General features: G+C 69.4%; 18 protein-coding genes. 9 read left to right on the top strand and 9 right to left on the bottom strand.

The features are described 5' to 3' along the window. The first annotated feature begins 1 nt into the window (after nucleotide 1). The 4 genes from ABD235_RS39385 to ABD235_RS39370 are packed head-to-tail and all read left to right on the top strand — an operon-like array spanning nucleotide 2 to nucleotide 4,029. Nucleotides 2–991 (top strand): carbohydrate kinase family protein, encoded by a 990-nt coding sequence (locus ABD235_RS39385; protein WP_344183732.1) that lies wholly within the window; start codon nucleotides 2–4, stop codon nucleotides 989–991. Between the two features lie 4 nt (nucleotides 992–995). Then, complete coding sequence (locus ABD235_RS39380) at nucleotides 996–2,279, top strand: ABC transporter substrate-binding protein (RefSeq protein WP_344183731.1); 1,284 nt, start codon at nucleotides 996–998, stop codon at nucleotides 2,277–2,279. Next, complete coding sequence (locus ABD235_RS39375; RefSeq protein ID WP_344183730.1) at nucleotides 2,276–3,211, top strand: carbohydrate ABC transporter permease; 936 nt, start codon at nucleotides 2,276–2,278, stop codon at nucleotides 3,209–3,211. Before ABD235_RS39380 ends, ABD235_RS39375 begins: the two co-directional genes overlap by 4 nt. After that, complete coding sequence (locus tag ABD235_RS39370) at nucleotides 3,208–4,029, top strand: carbohydrate ABC transporter permease (protein WP_344183728.1); 822 nt, start codon at nucleotides 3,208–3,210, stop codon at nucleotides 4,027–4,029. The genes ABD235_RS39375 and ABD235_RS39370 overlap by 4 nt, the downstream gene beginning before the upstream one ends. A 14-nt stretch (nucleotides 4,030–4,043) precedes the next feature. On the opposite strand, the gene ABD235_RS39365 is transcribed toward ABD235_RS39370, so the two are convergent. Then, a complete protein-coding gene (locus ABD235_RS39365; RefSeq protein ID WP_344183726.1) occupies nucleotides 4,044–4,724 on the bottom strand; it encodes a maleylpyruvate isomerase family mycothiol-dependent enzyme in 681 nt (226 codons plus the stop codon). 99 nt (nucleotides 4,725–4,823) lie between these two features. On the opposite strand from ABD235_RS39365, the gene ABD235_RS39360 reads away from it, so the two are divergent. From ABD235_RS39360 to ABD235_RS39350, 3 genes are all read left to right on the top strand, one after another. After that, nucleotides 4,824–5,018: a hypothetical protein gene (locus tag ABD235_RS39360; protein ID WP_077012722.1), complete on the top strand. Its 195-nt coding sequence runs from the start codon at nucleotides 4,824–4,826 to the stop codon at nucleotides 5,016–5,018. Between the two features lie 25 nt (nucleotides 5,019–5,043). Continuing rightward, on the top strand, nucleotides 5,044–6,396 hold the full coding sequence (locus ABD235_RS39355; RefSeq protein WP_344183724.1) for a flotillin family protein: 1,353 nt from the start codon (nucleotides 5,044–5,046) through the stop codon (nucleotides 6,394–6,396). 141 nt (nucleotides 6,397–6,537) lie between these two features. Further along, nucleotides 6,538–7,320, top strand: coding sequence for a M23 family metallopeptidase (locus ABD235_RS39350; RefSeq protein ID WP_344183722.1), 783 nt, complete (start codon nucleotides 6,538–6,540; stop codon nucleotides 7,318–7,320). A gap of 46 nt (nucleotides 7,321–7,366) precedes the next feature. Here ABD235_RS39350 and ABD235_RS39345 read toward each other — a convergent pair whose 3' ends face one another. The 8 genes from ABD235_RS39345 to ffh form a co-directional block, all read right to left on the bottom strand. Next, a complete protein-coding gene (locus tag ABD235_RS39345; protein ID WP_344183720.1) occupies nucleotides 7,367–8,494 on the bottom strand; it encodes a S1 family peptidase in 1,128 nt (375 codons plus the stop codon). Between the two features lie 117 nt (nucleotides 8,495–8,611). Then, nucleotides 8,612–9,250, bottom strand: a complete 639-nt coding sequence (locus tag ABD235_RS39340; RefSeq protein WP_344183718.1) for a LuxR C-terminal-related transcriptional regulator — start codon at nucleotides 9,248–9,250, stop codon at nucleotides 8,612–8,614. Continuing rightward, a complete protein-coding gene (locus ABD235_RS39335) occupies nucleotides 9,238–10,473 on the bottom strand; it encodes a sensor histidine kinase (protein ID WP_344183716.1) in 1,236 nt (411 codons plus the stop codon). Before ABD235_RS39335 ends, ABD235_RS39340 begins: the two co-directional genes overlap by 13 nt. A 151-nt stretch (nucleotides 10,474–10,624) precedes the next feature. Beyond that, nucleotides 10,625–11,980 (bottom strand): N-acetylmuramoyl-L-alanine amidase, encoded by a 1,356-nt coding sequence (locus ABD235_RS39330; protein ID WP_344183714.1) that lies wholly within the window; start codon nucleotides 11,978–11,980, stop codon nucleotides 10,625–10,627. A 129-nt stretch (nucleotides 11,981–12,109) separates the two neighbouring features. After that, nucleotides 12,110–13,243, bottom strand: coding sequence for an amidohydrolase family protein (locus tag ABD235_RS39325; RefSeq protein WP_344183712.1), 1,134 nt, complete (start codon nucleotides 13,241–13,243; stop codon nucleotides 12,110–12,112). Nucleotides 13,244–14,607: 1,364 nt separating this feature from the next. Further along, nucleotides 14,608–15,753 (bottom strand): lytic transglycosylase domain-containing protein, encoded by a 1,146-nt coding sequence (locus ABD235_RS39320; RefSeq protein ID WP_344183710.1) that lies wholly within the window; start codon nucleotides 15,751–15,753, stop codon nucleotides 14,608–14,610. Nucleotides 15,754–16,335: 582 nt separating this feature from the next. Further along, the gene (locus ABD235_RS39315; protein ID WP_344183708.1) at nucleotides 16,336–17,766 is read right to left on the bottom strand and encodes a lytic transglycosylase domain-containing protein; all 1,431 of its coding nucleotides are present in this window, start codon (nucleotides 17,764–17,766) and stop codon (nucleotides 16,336–16,338) included. Nucleotides 17,767–17,997: 231 nt separating this feature from the next. Continuing rightward, on the bottom strand, nucleotides 17,998–19,566 hold the full coding sequence (gene ffh / locus ABD235_RS39310; RefSeq protein WP_344183707.1) for a signal recognition particle protein: 1,569 nt from the start codon (nucleotides 19,564–19,566) through the stop codon (nucleotides 17,998–18,000). A gap of 148 nt (nucleotides 19,567–19,714) precedes the next feature. Between ffh and ABD235_RS39305 the strand changes: the two genes are divergently transcribed. Next, nucleotides 19,715–20,149 carry a hypothetical protein gene (locus tag ABD235_RS39305; RefSeq protein ID WP_344183706.1) on the top strand — a complete coding sequence of 145 codons (435 nt, stop codon included), beginning with the start codon at nucleotides 19,715–19,717 and terminating at the stop codon, nucleotides 20,147–20,149. A 406-nt stretch (nucleotides 20,150–20,555) separates the two neighbouring features. Next, nucleotides 20,556–20,987, top strand: coding sequence for a hypothetical protein (locus tag ABD235_RS39300; RefSeq protein ID WP_344183704.1), 432 nt, complete (start codon nucleotides 20,556–20,558; stop codon nucleotides 20,985–20,987). The last annotated feature ends 139 nt before the right edge of the window (nucleotides 20,988–21,126 follow it).

Below are 21,126 nucleotides of genomic sequence, written 5' to 3'. Positions count from 1 at the left end.
CATGAGCGAGCTGGATGTGGTGGTGTCCGGCCTGGTCTTCCACGACCTCGTGCTCGGCCTGCCCTCCGCGCCCCGCCCGGGCACCGAGGTCTGGGCGACCGACTCGGCCGAGAGCCCCGGCGGGATCGCGAACTTCGCGGTCGCGCTGGCCCGCCTCGGACTCCGCACCGGCCTGGCCGCGGTCTTCGGCGCCGACGATCTCGGCGACCGCCTCCGCGACCGGCTCACCCGCCACGAGGGCGTCGACCTGACGCTCTCCCGCAGGCTCGACGGCTGGCAGACCCCCCTCACGGTGGCTCTTGCCTACGACAACGACCGGGCACTGGTCACCCGGGGTACCCCTCCCCCGCTGTCGGCCGACGAGCTGATCACCACGCCGCCGGCCGCCCGCGCGGTCGCCGCCCACATCGGTCCCTGGCCGAACGAGTGGCTGGCCAAGTCCAAGGCGGCCGGCAGCGTGGTGTTCGCCGACGTGGGCTGGGACCCGTCGGAGCGCTGGGACCCCGCGGTCCTCGACCAGCTCCAGCACTGCGACGTGTTCCTGCCCAACGCCGGCGAAGCGATGAACTACACCCGGACCGACACCCCCGACCAGGCGCTGACCAAGCTCGCCGAGAAGGTTCCGCTGGTGGTCGTGTCCAACGGGGACCAGGGCGCGCTCGCCCTCGACGCCGGGACCGGCGAACGGATCGCCGTACCGGCCCTTCGGGTTCCGGCGGTGGACACCACCGGGGCGGGTGACGTGTTCGCCGCCGGATTCATCGCGGCCACGCTGTGGGGACTTCCCCTGGCCGAGCGGGTCCGCTTCGGCGCGCTGACCGCCGCCGTCTCGGTGACCCGGTACGGCGGTGCCGACGCGGCCCCGACCTGGGCCGACCTCGCCGCCTGGCACCAGCACCACCCGGAAGACCAATCCCTTGCCGCGCTGCTGGCCAACCACCACAGCGCACCCATCGGAAGCGCGACGCCGCGCGACCAGTCAGGAAGGTAGAACCATGGAGCTCTCCCGTCGCACGCTGCTCGCTGGGAGCTTCGCCGCGGTCCTCGCCGCGGCCACCGGCTGCTCGTCGAGCATGGACGCCGGCTCGGGCAAGAAGAACGCCACCGGGAACCTCGCACTGTGGTGCTGGCCGGGCGGCCTCGGCAAGTCCGTGCTGGACGACACCATCGCGCACTTCCCCGACCAGCACATCAAGTACTCCGAGATCGGCGGCGACTTCAAGCAGAAGCTGACCACCACGATCAACGGCGGGACCGCGGTCCCCGACGTCACCGGCCTCAAGGGCGAGGACATCGCCTCGCTGCTGCCGCAGGCCGAGCGGTTCGTCGACCTGAAGACGCTCGGCGCGGACTCCGTGCTCGGCGAGTACGTCGACTGGAAGGTCAAGCAGGCCACCACGCTGGACGGCAAGGTGATCGGCCTGCCGATCGACATCGGCCCGACCGCGCTGTTCTACCGCGAGGACGTCTTCGCCAAGGCCGGCCTGCCGAGCGACCCGGCCAAGGTGGCCGAGCAGCTGAAGACCTGGGAGGACCTGCTGGCCGCCGGGCTGGAGCTGCGCAAGTCCAACCCGAAGGCGCCGATCATCGCCGACGCGACCGACCTGTACGGGACGATCGTCAACCAGGGCACCGAGCGCTACATCGACAAGGACAACAAGTTCATCGGCGACCAGGACCACATCCGCCGGGCCTGGGACCTGTCGGTGAAGGCGATCACCACCAAGGTCGACGGCCGCACACCGGGCGGTACGCCGGACTGGAACGCCGGTCTCGACCAGGGCACCGTGCCGACCGTGACCGGCGCCGCCTGGGTGGCGCTCGACATCAAGGCGGCCTGCAAGACCAGCGTCGGCAAGTGGCGGGTCGCGCCGACCCCGAGCGGCCCGGCGAACTTCGGCGGCTCGTTCCTGGCGATCACGAAGAACGCCGCGGACCCGGCGGCCGCCTTCGAGGTGATCAAGTACCTGCTCAGCCCGGACAACCAGGCCAAGGCGTTCGCCGACGCGCAGATCTTCCCGGCCACGCCGGCGGCGTACGAGAAGCCGCAGCTCAAGGCGCCCGACCCGTTCTTCGGTGGCCAGGCGACGATCGACGTGTTCGGCCCGGCGGCCGCCAACGTCCCGATCGCGTACGAGGCGCCGCTCGACTCCGCCGTGGCCGCTCCGTACACGGCCGCGCTGAAGTCGGTCCAGGCCGGCAGCAAGTCGTCGGAGGCGGCCTGGCAGCAGGCGGTCGCGCAGGCGAAGCAGATCGGCAAGCGTCAGGGCGTGCAGTGACGCTGACCGCGACCGCCCCGCCCCGGTCCGCCGGTACGGCGAAACCGGGGCGGCCGCGCAAGAGCATCTGGTCGTACTGGCGGTTCTACCTGGCCCTGTCGCCGTTCTACATCCTGTTCGCGGTGTTCGGGCTGTACCCGCTGGCCTCCACGATCCTGCTGGCGTTCCAGAAGTGGGACGGCCTCGGACCGCGGCAGTTCGTCGGGCTGCAGAACTTCAGCTTCCTGCTCGAGGACAGCACGTTCTGGCTGTCGCTGTGGAACACGGTGGTGCTGTTCGTGATGTCGACGGTGCCGACGCTGGCGATCGCGCTGACGCTGGCGGTGATGCTGAACTCGGCGATCCGGTTCAAGGGCATCTACCGGGTCGCGTACTTCATCCCGAACATCACCTCGCTGGTGGCCGCGGCGATCTTCTTCGCGGCGATCTTCAGCACCAACTTCGGCCTGATCAACTCCGGGCTGCGCGCGCTCGGGCTGCCCACCGAGGACTGGCTCGGGCAGCCGTGGGGGATCAAGATCGCGGTCTCGGCGATGATCGTGTGGCAGTGGACGGGTTACAACACGATCATCTACCTGGCCGGGCTGCAGGCGATCCCGACCGAGCAGTACGAGGCGGCGAAGGTGGACGGCGCCGGTCCGCTGCGGACGTTCTTCTCGATCACGCTGCCGCAGCTGCGGCCGGTCGTGCTGTTCACCGTCATCATGTCGACGATCGGCGGGCTGCAGACGTTCACCGAGCCGCAGGTGATGGTCGGTGAGACCGGTGGTGCCGACCAGAGCGGCCTGACGACGGTTCTGTACTTCTACAACACCGCCTTCCGGGCCAACGACTACGGCTACGCCGGGGCGATCGCGATCAGCATCTTCCTGCTGGTGCTGCTGTTCACGGCGATCAACTGGCGACTGCTGCGCGGAAGGAGCTCCGAATGAACCGCGGTCGCGGGATCCTCCTGCACGTCGCGCTGACGGTGGCCGGGCTGCTCTGCCTGTTCCCGTTCTTCTGGACGCTGGTGATGGCGACCAACACCACCGCCGACATCTACCGGTACCCGCCGAAGTTCACCTTCGGGTCGCAGTTCGACGACAACGTCCGGCACGTGCTGGACAACGTCGCGTTCTTCTCCTCGATGGCCAACACCGCGGTGGTCGCGATCAGTACGACGGTGCTGGTGCTGTTCTTCGACTCGCTGGCCGCGTTCACGTTCGCCAAGTTCCGGTTCCCCGGCCGGCGGGCGCTGTTCGTGATCCTGCTGGCGACGATGCTGCTGCCGGCGCAGCTGTCCGTCGTACCGCAGTTCCAGACGATGATCGCGTTCGGCTGGGTCGGGTCGCTGAAGGCACTGGTGATCCCGGCGGCGGCCAACGCGTTCGGCATCTTCTGGCTGCGGCAGTACTTCCAGAACTCGATCCACGACGAACTGATCGAAGCGGCCACCCTGGACGGCTGCGGCTTCTTCGGCGTCTACCGCCACGTCGCGCTGCCGTCGGCCCGCCCTGCGCTGGCGTTCCTCGGCATCTTCACCTTCGTCGGCTCCTGGAACGACTACTTCTGGCCGCTGATCGTGCTGACCAATCCCGACCACCTCACCCTGCAGGTGGCGCTGTCGTCGCTCAACCGCGCGCACGGCGTCGACTACAGCATGGTGATGACCGGCGCGCTGCTGGCGATGATCCCGCTGATCATCGTGTTCGTCGTCTTCGCCCGTCAGTTCATCAAGGGCGCGACCGAAGGCGCCCTGCGCGGTTAGGACGTCCGGAGCGGTCAGCGCGTACGGCGACCGCGGCTGTCCCGAGCCGCGGTCGCCGTCCGGGCCGCGAGCTGGTCCGCACCGGGTCCGGTGAGCTCGCCCCGTTCGACCGGGCGCCCGTTCAGCAACCGCAGCACGGCCTCCCCCGAAGCACGCACCTCCGTCCCTTCGCCGTACGCCCAGTCGTAGCCCTCGGCAACCAACCTGACACCGGCCAGCCGCTTGCGCGGGTTGCCGCCGACCGAGACGTTCATCGGCCAGCGCAGGCCGACGGAGAAGTCGGCGACCAGTGCGAAAACCTCCGGTGACACCTCCCGCGGCTTGCCCAGCGGACGGCGTACGTCGATCGCGTGGACGACCGGGTCGACCAGCGCCGCGAGCTGCGGCACGCCCGGCGGCTTGGCGCCGGTCTCGGCGTTCTCGCGGAGCCTGCGGACGATCTCCTCGAGCCCGCGCCGGTTCCACCGCTTCGCCAGCTCGGCGCTCGCGTGGTTCAGCCGAAAGCCCGACCGAACCAGCTGGCGGAGCAGTTCGCGCGCCTCGAGCCCGGTGGCCGAGGCGAGGTGAGCGCCGACCTCCTGCACCGTCCACGCGCCACACAACGAGGGCGTGGCCAGCTCGTCGGGGCTCAGCGTCTCGAGGAAGTCCGCGAACACGAGCCGCTCGGTCCGGATCAGGTCGCTGAGCTCGCTCATGAATCGCAGTTTGGCACCGTCGCGCGGAGGCGGGAAGAGCTGCGCCGGGCGGTAGGGTGCGGGAACTGGATCAGGCCGGAGTGCGTCGGAAGGTGCGTCATGGTGGGGAAGCGGGGACGCGTGATCGGGCGGGTCGGTCCGGGGATCGTCGGCGAGGTGATGCTGCCGGTCCGCGGTGCCACCGAAGCCTTCTACGCTTACCCCGCGACCGACGAGGTGATCGAGGTCGGTACGCCGGTGGTGGTGGTCGACTTCGATCCGCCGCGCACGGTCTACGTCGCTCGCGCCTTCTGATTGTTTTCCGTTCCCTGGAGGGGAAATGCTCTGGACCTACGTCATCGCCGGCGCGATCGCTCTGGTGGCGCTCCTGATCCTGTTCCGGATGGTCTGGCGGGTGGCCGAACCGAACGAGGCGCTGATCATCTCCGGCCTCGGCGCGCACTCCAGCGTCGAGCAGGTCAACGAGACGCTCGGCTTCAAGATCGTCGTCGGCCGCGGTACCGCGGTGCTGCCCGGCTTCCAGACCGTCCGGCGGCTGCCGCTGGACATCCGCGCGACGCCGCTGACCGTCACCTGCGTGTCCAGCCAGGGCATCCCGCTGCACATCAAGGGCGTCACGGCGTACAAGGTCGGTGACGACTACGGCTCGATCGCGAACGCGGCCCGGCGGTTCCTGGAGCAGAGCGACGAGCAGGTGATGGGCACCATCCACGAGCTGTTCGCGGGGCACCTGCGCGCGATCGTCGGTTCGACCACGGTCGAGGAGATGCTGCACGACCGCGAGACGCTGACCACGAACATCCGTGGCTCGCTGGCCGGCGACATGGAGAAGCTCGGCCTGGTGGTCGACTCGCTGCAGATCCAGGAGATCGACGACGAGTCCGGCTACATCAAGAACCTGGGCCGCCCGCAGGCCGCCGCGGTCGAGGCCGCGGCGCGGATCGCGCAGGCCGAGCGGGACCGGGAGGCGACCGAGCGCGAGCAGGTCGCGGCCGCGGCCAAGGCGGCCGCCGTACGGCAGAGCTCGATCGCGCAGGCCGGGTACCAGGCCGAGGTCGACCAAGCGAACTCGAAGGCCTCGCAGTCCGGCCCGCTGGCCGAGGCGCTGGCCCGCCAGGAGGTCGTGGTCGCCGAGACCGAGACCGCGAAGCTGAACGCGTCGCTGGCCGAGAAGCAGCTGGAGTCCAGCGTGCTGAAGCCGGCCGACGCCGAGGCGTACAAGCAGCGCACGCTGGCCGCCGCCGCCCGTGACGCGCAGATCGCGGCCGCCGAGGCGAACGCCCGCGAGGTCACCCTGCGCGGTGAGGCGCAGGCCAAGGCGACCGAGCTGAACGGTAAGGCCGAGGCGCTGGCCGTCCAGGCCAAGGCGATGGCCGAGGCTGCCGGTATCAAGGCCCGCGCCGAGGCGCTGGCCACCAACACCGACGCGGTCGTCGCGCAGCAGCTGGCCGAGGCCTACCCGGAGATCGTCCGCGCGGCCGCCGGCTCCTTCGAGAAGGTCGGCAACATGGTCGTGCTGAACGGTGCCCAGGGCATCGAGGACACCCTGGTCAAGACGATCACGATGGGTGGTTCCGGCTTCGCGCTGGCCAAGCAGCTGATCGACTCGCTGAGCACCAAGCCGGCCTCCGACACCCCGACGCTGGAGCCGGTGAAGGACGAAACGGCCTAGCTATTCGACCGAGGGTTAATCACTAACGTCTTCTTGAGCAGCTCCGTTCCTAACTGACCAGTGGTGCGCTAGCTTGAGGCCATCACTCCAGGCGTCACGGACATCACCGCCCGTGACCGGTCGCTTGAGGGACTGATCAACGTGCTCAGACGGACTCTCGCTGTTCTGGCCTCGCTCCTGGTCGGTGCCGCCACGCTGGTGGCGGTACCGACCGAAGCCCTGGCCGCACCCAACTTCAAGGCCCCGTTCCCGTGTGGTCAGCGCTGGACCTACAGCCACCACTCGGCCGAGGTCCGCCGCGCGCTCGACTTCGTCCGCGCCGACGGCGGTACGACGAACGGCACGCCCGTGCTCGCCTCGGCCGGAGGCGTGGCGACCCGCTACTCGCAGCCCTCCGGGGCCGGCAACTACATCGCCATCGACCACGGCGGCGGCTGGAAGACCTACTACTTCCACCTGTCGGCGTACTCCGTTCCCAGCGGCGCCACCGTCGGCCAGGGCCAGCAGATCGGGCTCACCGGCAGCACTGGCAACTCGTCCGGCCCGCACATCCACTACGAGCAGCTCTACAACGGCGTCGGCCAGAACATCGTGATCAACGGCTCCGCGTTGGCGTACCCGGGCTCGTACAACCAGTACTTCCTGACCAGCGACAACGGCTGCGGAGGCGGCGGCGGTACGCCGTTCATGACCTGGGGCTCCGGCATCCGGGTCCGCTCCGACGCCCGGCTGGCCGCTCCGGTGGTCGCCACACTGGCCGGGCCAACCCAGGTCTTCGTGCTCTGCCAGAAGCAGGGCGACACGGTCACCGCCGAGGGCTACACCAACAACTGGTGGTCCAAGCTGCGCGACCAGAACGGCTTCATCACCAACATCTACATCGACCATCCCGCGGCGCAGCTGCCCGGCGTACCGATCTGCTAGCCGGATCCCGGATCCGCCTTGTGCGCAAGGCGGATCCGGGACTTCGTCAGGCGGTGTGCAGGGTCAGGCCGTACGCGCCGAGGATCTCGTTGACCGGCTGGAACCAGGTCTCGCCGCCGCTGGAGCAGTTGCCCCAGCCACCGGACGTCACGCCCTGGGCCTGGTCGCCGGTGATGAACGAGCCGCCGGAGTCGCCGCCCTCCGCGCAGACGCTGGTCTTGGTCGCGCCGTAGAAGAGCTGGCCGTTGCCGTAGTTCACCGTCTCGTTCTTGGCCAGGATCGTGCCGCAGTGCCAGTGCGTGGTCGAGCCGCTGCGGCAGACCGACGTACCGACCGGAGCTTCCCAGGAGCCGCGGACCAGCTGGTCGCTGACCTGGCCCCAGCCGAGCACGACCGGTACGGTCCACCAGCCGCTGTCGACCTGGACCCACGCGTAGTCGTTGCCGGGGAACGACGAGCCGCGGAACACGCCTTGCGCCGAGCCGTCCCAGCCGCGGGTCCTGGCGCCGGCGCCCGAGCAGTGGCCGGCGGTGACGAAGCCGCCGTGCACCGAGAAGCCGATCGAGCAGCGGACGTTGCCGGTGTAGTACGGGTCTCCGCCGACCGTTCCGGCCGCGAAGGTCCGTGGGGCTTGGGCCGCGACCTCCCGGACGGTGATGGCGCCGGCCTCGGCGAGTTTGTTGACGAAGGCATCGGTGGCCGCGGAACGCTTGCCTGCTTGGACGTTGACGACGACAGTGCCGGACTTGGCGTCGGTCGACCAGCCGCTGACCGCGGCGGGGACCTGCTTGCCGGCCAGCTTGTCGACGGTTGCCTTGCGCTGGTCGAGCTGGGCGGCGGTGACTGGTACGACGGCGGCTTCGGCACCTTGGGCCCGTACGGCGTCCGCCGCTGCCGGCGTGGTGACGCCGACGATCAGCTTCTCCTGGGCGGCGTCGTACCAGACTCCGCCGAAGGCTGAGCCGGCTGCCTTCTGCGCGGCCGGGACGAGCTTGCTGGCCACGGACTCGGCCTGCAGCCGGTCACGGACCTGCTGCTCGGTCAGGCCGAAGTCCTTCTGCATCGCGGCGGCCTGTCTCGGCACGGCCAGTTGCTCGGCCTGTGGTTGTGCGGCCGCTTGGACCGGCACGGCCAGGGTGGTGGCGACCAAAGCTGTGGTCACGAAGATCTTCACTCGGACTCTCCTCACCTCGGGGCGGTTGGGGTGCGGTGAGAGCGCTCTCGCGACTCAGCGTGCTGGATCACGTACGAGCCGTCAAGAGGTGAAGACCGACGTTGTCAGGGCAAGCGCTTACAACCCGAGATGAGCCAGGACGGCGAGCACCCGGCGGTGGCCGGAATCGGTCGGCGGCAGGTCGAGCTTGAGGAACACGTTGCCGACGTGCTTGTGCACGGCCCCTTCGCTGATCACCAGCTTCTCGGCGATCGCGGCGTTGCCGAGGCCCTCGGCCATCAGCGCGAGCACCTCGCGTTCGCGCGGGGTCAGCCGGTCGAGCGGGTCGTTGCGCTTGACCATCAGCTGGCTGACGACCTCGGGATCTAGCACGGTGCCGCCGGCGGCGACCCGTCGTACGGCCTCGAGGAACTCGTCGACGCGCGAGACGCGGTCCTTGAGCAGGTAGCCGATGCCCTCGCTGCCGGAGGCCAGCAGTTCGGCGGCGTACACCTCCTCGACGTACTGGGAGAAGACGAGTACGGGGAGCCCAGGCCTCTTGCGCCGCGCCTCGATCGCCGCGCGCAGGCCCTCGTCGGTGAAGGTCGGCGGGAGCCGGACGTCGACGACCGCGATCTCGGGTGGGCTCTGTTCGATGAGGGCTTCGAACTCGGGCACGTCGGTCGCGACCCCGATCACCTCGAAGCCGGAGTTGCCGAGCAGCAGGCCGAGGCCCTCGGCGAGGATCGGGTTGTCCTCGAGGATCACGACCCGCACGGCAGGATCACCTCGACCGTCGTCGGCCCGCCGATCGGGCTGGTCAGTTCCAGGTGTCCATCGATCGCTTCCACGCGGTGCATCATGCCGCGTAGCCCGCTCCCCCGGCCGAGCAGGTCCGGCTGGTCGCCGATCCGGGCGCCGCCGATGCCGTCGTCGGTGATCGCCAGGTAGAGCTCCGGGCCGCGTCGTTCGAGCAGAAGGTCGACGTGGCCGGCGGCCGAGTGCTTGGAGATGTTGGTCAGCGATTCGGCGACCACGAAGTACGCTGCGGCCTCGACAGGCGCCGGGACATCGCCGAGCTCGCCGACGCGGAGCTCGACCGGGATGGGACTGCGGGCCGACAGGGCCGACACCGCGCCGGCCAGGCCCCGGTCCTGGAGGATCGGCGGGTACATGGTCCGCAGTACGCCGCGCAGCTCGGTCATCGCCTGCTCAGCTCCGTCCCTGGCGTCGTCCAGCAGCTTGGCCGCCTTCTCCGGGTCGTCAGCCATCAACTGCTTGGCCACACCGATCCGCATGGCCAGCGAGACCAGCTGGGCCTGAGTGCCGTCGTGCAGGTCCCGCTCGATCCGCCGCAGCTCAGCGCCGTGCGAGTCGACTGCGCCGGCCCTTGTGCGGGTCAGCTCCTCGACGCGCTGGGTCAGCTGGGCCTTCTCCAGCTCGGCGGCGCTCGGTGTGAGCGCGCTACGGACGCTACGGGCGTAGAAGTTCGCCACAGCCGGAGCGCCCCAGCCCAGCAGGGCCAGCCCGAGCAGGATCTGCGCCGGGCCCAGCAGCAGCGCATCGAGCCAGCTGTCGAGCGGTACGCCGAGCAGGGTGAACTGGCCAGGGTCCAGCTTCCACAGCAGCATGCCGATCAGCGCACCCGGCGCCGCGAACAGCGCGAAGATCGCCACGACGAAGCCCGGGATCGTCAGCAACGACAGCGGGATGATCCGAGTACTGCGCCAGAAGGAGCGGTCCTTGACCAACGTGTTGAGGTCACCCGGCTGCCGCTCCTGGGCCTTCGGCAGCGGCGGGTCGACCGGCAGGCCGAGGTACCGGGCCGCGGTCTCCCGCTCGGAGTTGGCGAACCGCACCAGCCCGGCGGTGATGCCGGGGATCGCCCAGCCCAGGAGCGCGCCGATCGGCGTCGCCGCGATCGTCACCATGCCGACCAGGTAGCGGGCCATCAGGTACCGGCAGGCCGGCCAGCCGCGGGTCAGGATCTTCGTGAGCATCGTCGTGCCTCCATCGTCGTCAGCACCGATCCTCCGCCGACACCCACCTCGTCGTCGGTACAGCAGGCTCTACTCTTCACCCGGGTACTGGCTAGATCATGGCAAAGCCCCCGGCCGTGTTTCCACGACCGGGGGCTCTACGGAGTGCGTGTCAGCAGACGGGGACGCCCGGGAGCTTGGCGTCCGGGTGGTCGATGTAGATGTTGGTGATGTAGCCGCCCTGGTCGCGCAGCTTGGACCACCAGTTGTTGCTGGTGCCTTCGGCGGTGACCAGGTCACCCTGCTTCTGACAGGTGACGAAGACCTGCGTCGGGCCCGCCAGGGTGGTGACGACGGAGGCGGACAGCTTCGCGTCCGAGCGGACCCGGACCCCGCTGCCGTACGTGGTGAAGTTGTACGTCGGCGGGTTCGGGTTGCCGCCGTTGACGAGCTGCATGTAGTAGGTCCAGTTCCAGTTCGGACCCGGGTCGGTGTGGTCGTTGTCGGGCATCTCGCTGTGGCCCTTGATGTGCGTCCGGTCCTTCGGGATGCCGCGGCGGTCGGCGATGTTGCGGGTCAGCGCCGCCGACGCCCGGTACATCGCGTCGGTGAACCACGACGGCTGGTCGACCCAGCCCTCGTGCTCGATGCCGATCGAGTACGGGTTCGCGCTGCGCGCGTGCCACGCGGTGTCCTTCTCGGCCACCATCTGGGTGATCTGGCCGTCGCTGGACCGGACCACGTAGTGCGCGCTGACCTGGGCCGACGCGTTCTTGAACCAGCTGATCGTGCCGGCGTACGAGCCCTGGGTGACGTGGATGACGATCGTGCTGATCGCCGCGGTCCGGCCGACGCGGTAGTTGCTGGTGCTGGCCGCGTTCCAGATCGCGCCCGGGTAGTCGGCGGCCTGGATCGAGGACGGCGTCCGGGTGCCGAGCGGCGCGACATTCGCGTACTTGCCGCGGTCCGGCGTCACCTTGACCGGCTGGGTGGAGACGCCTTCGGCGCCGACTCCGAGGCCGACGATCCGGTAGACCTCGTCGGTGTAGAGGCGCGCGGTCGGGCCGTCGGCGGAGTGCGAGTACTGCGCGACGACCTCGTACCACTTGCCGAGGTCCTGACGGGCTTGGCCTTGCAGACCAGCCTGGTCGGCGTACGCGTCCAGGACGGCAGCCGCGCCGAGCACGTTCGCGCTCCCGTCCTTGGCGAGCTTCTCGACGGGAAGGCCGGTGAGCTTCGCGGCCTCGGACATCGTCGGGTTGCTCGGGTTGCTGGCCAGGTGCATCACGCCGTACCCGTTGGCCTGGCTGGGCTGACCGTCGTGGCCGTCGAGGTGCGACTCGGCGTACCCGATGCCGACCAGGAGTTCACGCGGTACGTCGTACTGGGTGGCGGCGGTCTTGAAGGCCTTGGCCAGGGTCGAGGTGCTGCCGGTCTCGACCGGGGTGGCGGCGTTGCTGGGGAGGGCGCTGAAGGCCAGGGCGCCGGCGGCGAGCACCGCGACCAGTCTGGGAACTGTGTGACTCATGGGCGGGAGTCCCTTCCGAGGGGCGGGCGGAGGTTTCCCTCACGGTAGGGCAATATCTTCCGGCCAGACCAGTAGTTGGGTGAACTTTTTCCGGTCACCCGGTGAATTGGCCTCGTCACGGAGGATAGTTCAACCCTTGACGGGTTTTCCTCGCAGCACGATCAGCCGCGGCGCGTCGAGCACGCGCGGATCGAGCCGCGGGTCCTCGTCGTACACGACCAGGTCGGCCGGCGCGCCCGGCGTCAGCTCCCCCGGTACGCCGAGCCACTCGCGCGCCGCCCACGACCCGGCGGCGAGCGCCTGCTCGCCGGTCATCCCGATCTCGGTCAGCGCCCGGATCTCGTCGGCAACCAGTCCGTGCCCGAGGACGCCGCCCGCGTCGGTCCCGGCGTACACCGGCACGCCTGCCTCGACCGCATTGCGCAGCGTCTCGTGGCGGCGCTCGTACAGGTCACGCATGTGAGCGGCGTACTGCGGGAACTTCGCCTCGGCCTGGTTGGCGTACATCGGGAAGTTCTCCAGCTGCACGATCGTCGGTACGACGGCGACGCCACGCGCGGCCATGTCGTCGAGCAGCTCCGGCCGCAGCCCGGTCGCGTGCTCGAGGCAGTCGATGCCGGCGGCAAGGAGATCCGGCAGAGCGTCTTCACCGAACACGTGCGCGGTGACCCGCGCCCCGAGCTCGTGCGCCCGCGCGATCGCCGCGTCGAGCGCATCGGCCGGCCAGCACGGCGTCAAATCGCCGGCGTCCCGGTCGATCCAGTCACCAACCAGTTTGACCCAGCCGTCACCCCGACGAGCCTCCTGCTCGACGTACGCGACCAACTCGCCCGGCTCGATTTCCCAGCCGTAGTTGCGGATGTACCGCTTCGACCGCGCGATGTGCCGCCCAGCCCGGATGATCTTCGGCAGATCCTCCCGGTCGTCGATCCAGCGAGTGTCAGCAGCCGACCCAGCGTCGCGCACCAGCAACGCGCCGGCATCCCGATCAGCAATCGCCTGCTCCAGCTGCGTCTCCTCGTCAACCGCCCCACGCTGGTCAAGCCCGATATGACAGTGCGCGTCAACCAGCCCCGGCACGATCCATCCGTCGGTGCTCACAGTCCTGACGTCGCCGGACGCAGGCCGCTCGACAACCACCCCACCACTGAGATGAAGCTCCCGTCGCTCCCCACCCGGCAACACCGTGCCAACGAGTCTGACTGTCCCCGATCCAATCGCCGTCATACCGCCGACCGTAACCGGGCGGGACGCGCGATGCATCCGGTCCCCCACCTCCCCACCGAACATCCACCCCCGCTGCAGCCCAGGTCTCGATGCCCTCCCAAGCCCACGCCGCCGCAGACACACTCCATGCGCTCCCCAGCCCGCACCGCAACCGCCCGACGCACCTTCCCGCACTACACCCGACCCACACCCAACCCGCCACCGCATCCGACCGACAGCCGCCCCACTCCCTCACTCCGCACCGCACCGACCCGACGCACCCCCACCCGGCACCGCAACAGACCGACAGCCGCCCCACTCCCTCACTCCGCACCGCACCGACCCACTCCCTCACCCGGCACCGCAACTGCCCCACACCAGCCTCCTCCCCAGCCCGTGCTCGAACGCCCCCTAGCTAATTCCCGGCCGGTGCAGCATCAGCCACGGACAAACACCATCGGCCGCATCGCCGCCGAGCAGTTCTTATGCCGCACCCAAGTAGCTCGCCCTGGAATCAACAAGTCCCCGCCGCAGCGCCGACACCCGGCCCACTCCCCAGCCCGCACCACACAGACCCACTCACCCTCCTCCCCAGTCCACGCCCGGCCACCCCCAGCCAACTCCCGGCCGGCCCGGCATCAACCACCAACAACGCGGTCGGCCGCATCACCGCCCGACAGTTGTTATGCCCCACCCAAGTGGCTCGCCCTGGAAACCAACAACTCCGCGCCGCAGCGCCGACACCCGACCCACTCCCCAGCCCGCACTACACAAGCCCACACCACAACAGACACTCGCCCCACTCCCCAGCCCAGCCCCGGCACCCCTAGCTAACTCCCGGCCGGCGCGGCATCAACCACCAACAACAGCGTCGGCCGCATCACCGCCAGGCAGTTGTTATGCCGTACCCAAGTGGTTCCCCTGGAATCAACAAGTCCCCGCCGCAGCGCCGACACCCGACCCACCCCCCAGCCCGCACTACACATCCCCACACCACAACAGACACACTCGCCCCACTCCCCAGCCCACCCCCGGCACCCCTAGCTAGCTCCCGGCCGGCGCGGCATCAACCACCAACAACAGCGTCGGCCGCATCACCGCCAGGCAGTTGTTATGCCGTACCCAAGTGGTTCCCCTGGAATCAACAAGTCCCCGCCGCAGCGCCGACACCCGACCCACCCCCCAGCCCGCACTACACATCCCCACACCACAACAGACACACTCGCCCCACTCCCCAGCCCACCCCCGGCACCCCTAGCTAGCTCCCGGCCGGCGCGGCATCAGCCACCGAACGCGTCGTCGGCCGCATCGCCGCCGGGCTGTTGTGCCGCACTCGAGCGACCCAGCCCTGGAAACAACAGGTCCGCGCGACTCCAAGGAGTCGCGCGGACCTGATGCTGTCGCGGTGTTCGGCGGGTTGCTTACCCGTGCGACCCGCTGCCCTGCGTACAAGGCGTCGGGTTGCCCTCAGTGGCGCACGGCGAACCGGTCGGGGTGTCCGTCGGAGTCGGGCTGGGCGTCGGAGTCGGGGTCGGAGTCGGCGTGGGAGTAGGCGTCGGCGTCGGGGTGTCCTCGGTCGGCGTCGGGGTCGGCCTGACTGTCGGCGGCTTGGTCGGCCGGGTCGGCTTGTCGGTCGGCGGCGGCGTGATGTCGACGGGCCGCGCGATCGTCGTCTGGACCGGCGTCGTCGGCTTCGCGGTCGGCGTCGGCTTGGTGTCGTCCGGCACGTCCGGGACGTCGCGCGGGTCGACCTTGCGTTCGGCGTTGCCGAGCGGCTTGGCGGTCGACAGATTGCCCTTCGCGTTCGGGATCAGTACGGCGCTCTTGCTGTAGACGCGCATCCAGCGCAGCACGGTCGCGACGAAGTCCTTGGAGTGCTGGTACCGCAGCAGGGCCGCGACCAGGTCCCGGGGGCGCTTCAGGTCGTCGCCCTCGGAGCACAGGTAGACGGCGACGGTGGTGACCGCGTCGTACACGTTGTTCGGGTTGCGGAAGCTGTCACCGTTGCCGTCGGCGCCGAACTCGCTCCAGACGCCCGGGACGATCTGCATCGGGCCGACGGCCCGGTCCCAGACCCGGTCGGCGTCGTACCGGCCGCGGTCGGTGTCGGGGATCTTGCCCAGGCCGGCGCGACCGTTCAGCACCGGGCCGAGGAGCTTGCCACGGGTGGTGCCGGCCACGTCGACCCGGCCGCCGGAGGCGTGGTTCGACTCGACCTTGCCGATACCGGCCAGCAGGGGCCAGGTGAGGCCGCAGTTCGGCCGGACCACGGCGAGATTCGCGGTGGCGCGGCGGTACGCGGGAAAGACCCCGCGGGGGATGCCGTTGACGGCGTTCGGCCGGCCGGGACGGACGACCGAGCGGCCGTCGGTGGCCCCTTGCACGGGGACGTCGGCACGGGCGGGCTTGTCCGATCCGATCCGGCCGTCCACTCCGGGACGCTGCGGAACGATCATCGTCAGTTCGTCGAATTCACCGCTGTTCAGTCCGGCTCCAGGCGATGGCGCGACCGGGCTGTCCGCCGCGAACTGACCGGAGGCACCGGTCCCGCCCGAGGCGACTGTCACGACGGCTCCCACCAGGAGGGGGGCCGTGCACAGTGAAGCGATGATGATTTTGACCCGACGGTTTCCACTACGGGTTAGGCGCATAGACCCCTCAACGATCGATGCGCCAGAAAGTTATCGAGATCTGACGGAAAGTTAACGTTGCCGGCGGCCCGTCGCGCGACAGGTCGTTCGGTCCACGGTGTAGACCGCTCAGGCGGCCGGGATCGATCGTTGTTCCGCGTACCGTACCGGGTTGCCTACGGCCCCTGCCCATCGGTCCACGGAGCGGACTCCTGCGCCCATGCAGCCTCGAGCTGGTGCCAATCGCCTCCGCGCGAGCGCGCCGTCACCCCGCCCATGGGCACACGCTCACCGGGCCAGTCGCCGACGCCGACCCCCAGACCCGGTCGAAGAACGAGCCGTCGTACAGCGACGAGCGGCAGACGATCAACGGCGTACTGGCCGGTTGCCCAGAGCCCTGGCTACCGCCGGGTCAGTGCCGGCATGCTGGCGTTCATCGTCCGGAGGTTGCCCACAGCCCAGGCTTCCCGCTTGCTCGTCCCCCCGCCTGAACGATGTGGGCCTCAGGCCCCGATCGAATCAGTTGCCCGCGGGCTTCGGAGCGTCCTCGGCGGTCGAGTTGTTCGCCGAGCCCTCGGCAGGCGCACCGCTCGTGGCGCAGGTCGGCGCACCGGTCGGGGCCGGCGTCGGCGTCTCCGTGGGAGTCGTCGTCGGCGCATCGGTCGGCGTACAGGTCTGCTCGCCGGTCGGCGTCGTCGACGGGGACTCGCTCGGCGTGACCGTCGGGCTCTCGCTCGGCGTGTTCGACGGCGTCGTCGTCGGCGTGTCCTGGGTGTTCGTCGGCGTCGTGGTCGGCGTCGTCGGCGTCGACGTGGGCGACGTCGAAGGCGGCGACAGCGTGGGCGGCGGCGGCTTCGTCGGCGGCTTCGGCGTGTTCGTCCACGGCGGCATCGACGTCGGCGTCTTCGTCGGCAACGGCGAGCTCGGCGGCTTCGTCGGGGTCAGCGTCGGCGACTTGGTCGGCTGCGTCGGCCGGGTCGTGGCCGGCTGCGTCGTACTCGCCGTGGCCGTCGGCTTCGGCGTGGTGTCGTCGTCGCCCGGGATCTTGGTCGGGTCGTCGTCCTTCTGCACGTTGCCGTCGTCGCCCGGCGGGTCGATCACGCCGTCGTCGTTCGGGGTGGTGATCGTCGAGTTGCTGTACGACTTCATCCAGCGCAGCACCGTGGACACGTAGTCCATCGAGTGGTTGTAGCGCAGTACGGCCTCGACCAAGCCCTGCGGGCTGCTCAGGTCGGCGTTCGCGGAGCACAGGTAGTCGGCCGCCGCGCGCGACGCGTCGAAGACGTTGTGCGGGTCCTTCACGCCATCGCCGTTACCGTCGGCCCCGAAGCCCTTCCAGGTCCCCGGGATGAACTGCATCGGTCCGACCGCCCGGTCCCACTGCGCGTTGCCGTCGTACTGGCCACCGTCGGTGTCCGCGATCGCGGCCATCCCCGGCCCGCCGTCGAGCACCGGCCCGAGAATCTGCCCGCGGGTCTTCCCGCTCGTGTCGACCCGTCCACCGCTCGCGTGCGCCGACTCGACCTTGCCGATGCCGGCCAGCAGCGGCCAGGTGATGTGGCAGCCCGGCTTCGCGACGGCGAGGTCGTTGGCGGCCTTCTGGTACGCCGCCAGCACGGTCCCCGGGATGCCCGAGACCGCTCCGCTCGGACCGATCACCGGCTGCTGCTTGCTGTCGGTCGCCCCGGTCACCGGGACCTCGATCGTCGACTTCTTCTCCGTCGGGATGCTGCCGTCCGCGCCCGGCTGGTCCGGCACGTCCTCGACCAGGTCGTCGAAGACCGAGTCCTGGCGCGGCTGGCTGAGCGCGTGCGCGTCGACCACGAAGGTGTTCGACGGGACGCCGCCGGCGACGAACACGGCGACCATCGCGGCCGGTGGGGCCAGACAGATCCACGTCGCGGTCAACTTGCCCCGCCACGTGTCGAGATCCTTGAACTGCCGCCTCATCCGAACCCGTCTCCTCGACGTATTCCGCAGTACCCCCGTTTCCGGGCACAGGCACGATCTTAACCGGTGACCGGTCAGGGACAACCGGTAACGGTGAGTCCCCACCCCCGGACAACCAGTCCCCAGCGCCCGTACGGCGTACGTCGTACCGCTCCCCCGCGGGGTGCGAGCCCCGCAGGTTCACCGTACGTCACCACCGGGCGGGGTGGCATCGTCCAGCCGGAGAATTCGCTACTTGTTCTTGTCGTCGCCGTCGAGCAGGTTCTTGAACGCGTCCGGGAGCTCGAAGTTGCTGTTCCCGAGCTGGCCGCCGAACGCGGCCGGCAGCTCGCCCGGCGCCGGCTCGGCGGGCTGGGCCGGACCCTTGGCGCGCTTGGCCGGGTTGCCCGAACCGCGCTTGGGCTTGGCCTTCTTCGCCTGCTGCTTGCCCTTCTTGCCGCCGCCCATGCCTGGCATGCCCGGCATCCCGGGCATTCCCGGCATGCCCTTGCCGCTGGCCATCGCCGACATCATCTTGCGGGCCTCGAAGAACCGCTCGACCAGGCCGCTGACGGTGGCCACCTCGGTGCCCGAACCCTTCGCGATCCGGGCCCGGCGGGAGCCGTTGATGATGTGCGGGTCGTTGCGCTCGGCCGGCGTCATCGAGTGGATGACCGCCTCGATCCGGTCGATCTCGCGCTCGTCGAAGTTCTCCAGCTGGTCCTTGAACTGGGCCGCGCCCGGCAGCATCCCGAAGATCTTGGTCAGCGGGCCCATCTTTCGCACCGACTGCATCTGGGCGAGGAAGTCGTCCAGGGTGAACTCCTTGCCACCCTTCTTCTGCAGCTTGGCCGCGGTCTTGGCGGCCTGGTCGGCGTCGAAGGTCCGCTCGGCCTGCTCGATCAGGCTCATCACGTCGCCCATGCCGAGGATGCGCGACGCCATCCGGTCGGGGTGGAAGACGTCGAAGTCCTCGAGCTTCTCACCGTTCGAGGCGAACATCACCTGACGGCCGGTGACCTGCGCGATCGACAGCGCGGCACCACCGCGGGCGTCGCCGTCCAGCTTGGACAGCACGACGCCGTCGAAGCCGACGCCGTCCAGGAAGGCCTGCGCCGTGACGACCGCGTCCTGACCGATCATCGCGTCGACGACGAACAGGATCTCGTCCGGCGTGACCGCGTCACGGATGTCGGCGGCCTGCTGCATCAGCTCGGCGTCGACACCCAGCCGGCCGGCCGTGTCGACGATCACGACGCTGTACTGCTTGGTCCGCGCCTCGTCCATCGCCTGCTTGGCGACCTGCACCGGGTCCCCGACGCCGTTACCCGGCTCCGGCGCGAACACCGGTACGCCGGCGCGGTCGCCGACCACCTGCAGCTGGGTGACCGCGTTCGGGCGCTGGAGGTCGGCCGCGACCAGCATCGGGGTCTGGTGCTTGACCTCCTTGAGCCACTTGGCGAGCTTGCCCGCCAGCGTGGTCTTACCGGCACCCTGCAGACCCGCCAGCATGATCACCGTCGGCGGCCGCTTGGCCATCCGCAGCTCGCGCGTCTCGCCACCGAGGATCTTGACCAGTTCCTCGTTGACGATCTTGATCACCTGCTGCGCCGGGTTCAGCCCACCGCGCACCTCGGCCCCGCCGGCCCGCTCCTTGACCGCGGCGATGAACTCCTTCACCACCGGCAGGGCGACATCGGCCTCCAGCAACGCGATCCGGATCTCCCGGGCGGTCGCGTCGATGTCGGCGTCGGTCAGCTTGCCCTTGCCCCGCAAGTTCTTGAACGCACCAGAAAGCCGATCGGAAAGCGTGTCGAACACAGCAAAGTCCGTTTCTTCAGTCCAACCCAGACAACTCGACGAGTCTACCGGCCACCCCCACCCACCCGAACCTGTGGATAACCGCCGGGCCGTTTCGGCCCGTCCCGCTAACTTCTCGTACGACGACACCCACCCGAAGGAGACCCCCGTGCCCCTCGACCCCGCGCAGTTCAACTCGGCGTACTCCGGCGCCCGCCACCGCGTCGAGGAGCAGCACGCCGACATCCCCACCGAACAGGCCCGCCTCCGAGAACTCATCCCCGCCGACGCCGAAACGGAAGACGCCGAATGGGCCAACACCCTGATCGGTCTACTCGCCGAGCCCCGCCCACCCGAACGGGAGTGGAGCAGGCTGTACCACCAGGCCGGAGCCGCTGCCGCTGCGGCGTACCCCCGTGACGGTAGCGCCGAGGAGAAGATCGCAGCGATTGAGCAGGCGCGCCGGGAGATCTTCGCGATCGCGGCCAGGGCAACCGAAGAGGAGGCTCCACACATCCAGGGGATGACCCGTTCCCTCGAACACATCGAGAACGCGCTCCGCAACCCGAACTGGCCGGCGGACCCACCGGTCGGCACCAACTGACCCATGCCTGCGAGAGTCACGCTGGTGCCGCGCGATTCTCCGGCCTACCTGGAGTTCGCGCGGCTGTACCGAGTGGCAAGGACGCTCCATCCATCAGCGACCGACCGCTGGAACGGCGACCTTTTGGCTGGGCGAACCGGCAACTGGAGCAGCGTCGACCGCCGAACCGGTGTGATCACTGTGTCCACCAAGCACGTACTGCGACATCTGAAGGGCTCAGACCCCAGCTACCACTACCAACCCGGCTTTCGATCGCAGTACCCGGCCGACGTACCGAACGCAGCAGCGATCCAGCCGAGCGACGGCAGGACTGTACGGCTGGCGAAGGCGGCTGTGGATAACTCCGACGACGGTCCGGCCGATCCCGCTACCTTCTTCTACGACGACACCCACCGAAGGAGCACCAGTGCCGCTCGACATCGCGAAGTTCAACGGGGCCTACACCGAGGCGCGCTTCCAAGTAGAGGAGCACCAGGCGGATATCGCGGCCGAGCAGGCCAAGCTCCGTGAGTTGATTCCGGGCGACGCATCTGCGGAAGATCGTGACTGGGCTGAGTACCTGGTCGATTCGCTGGCCGAGCCGCCGGAGCCGCCGCGGGAATGGAGCGCGCTTTACCACCAGGCCGGTGCGGTGGCCAACGCGGCGTACGAGGGCGAAGGAAGCCCTGAGGAGAAGATCTCGGCGATCGAGCAGGCCCGTCGGGAGATCTTCGCGATCGCCGCGCGGGCGGCCGACGACGAGGCCGGGCACATCCGGGCGATGACTCGTTCCCTGGAGCACTTGGAAGACGGCCTGCGCAACCCGTTCTGGGAAGAGCCCGCCGAGCAGACCAACTGACCGAGAGTCGACCGCCCGACGCTGATTCCACGGGTCTCGGCCACCTATCGAGAGTTCGAACGGCACCATCAGCTCGTCAGAAGTCTCCGACCGACGACCAAATTCATCAGCGATCCAACTGTCACCGCCCAACAGACAA

Origin of the sequence: Kribbella lupini, from assembly GCF_039529595.1 — a bacterium.
GTDB lineage: Bacteria > Actinomycetota > Actinomycetes > Propionibacteriales > Kribbellaceae > Kribbella > Kribbella lupini.
The sequence above is the reverse complement of the archived record's forward strand: the minus strand, read 5'-3'. Positions and strand labels throughout refer to the sequence as shown.

Bases quoted from the DNA above. Each gene is read 5' to 3' on its own strand.
- ABD235_RS39380 (WP_344183731.1), top strand. From the start codon at position 996: ATGGAGCTCTCCCGTCGCACGCTGCTCGCTGGGAGCTTCGCCGCGGTC.
- ABD235_RS39335 (WP_344183716.1), bottom strand. From the start codon at position 10,473: ATGCTCACGAAGATCCTGACCCGCGGCTGGCCGGCCTGCCGGTACCTG.
- ABD235_RS39365 (WP_344183726.1), bottom strand. From the start codon at position 4,724: ATGAGCGAGCTCAGCGACCTGATCCGGACCGAGCGGCTCGTGTTCGCG.
- ABD235_RS39370 (WP_344183728.1), top strand. From the start codon at position 3,208: ATGAACCGCGGTCGCGGGATCCTCCTGCACGTCGCGCTGACGGTGGCC.
- ABD235_RS39325 (WP_344183712.1), bottom strand. From the start codon at position 13,243: ATGCATCGCGCGTCCCGCCCGGTTACGGTCGGCGGTATGACGGCGATT.
- ABD235_RS39360 (WP_077012722.1), top strand. From the start codon at position 4,824: ATGGTGGGGAAGCGGGGACGCGTGATCGGGCGGGTCGGTCCGGGGATC.
- ABD235_RS39385 (WP_344183732.1), top strand. From the start codon at position 2: ATGAGCGAGCTGGATGTGGTGGTGTCCGGCCTGGTCTTCCACGACCTC.
- ABD235_RS39330 (WP_344183714.1), bottom strand. From the start codon at position 11,980: ATGAGTCACACAGTTCCCAGACTGGTCGCGGTGCTCGCCGCCGGCGCC.
- ABD235_RS39355 (WP_344183724.1), top strand. From the start codon at position 5,044: ATGCTCTGGACCTACGTCATCGCCGGCGCGATCGCTCTGGTGGCGCTC.
- ABD235_RS39315 (WP_344183708.1), bottom strand. From the start codon at position 17,766: ATGAGGCGGCAGTTCAAGGATCTCGACACGTGGCGGGGCAAGTTGACC.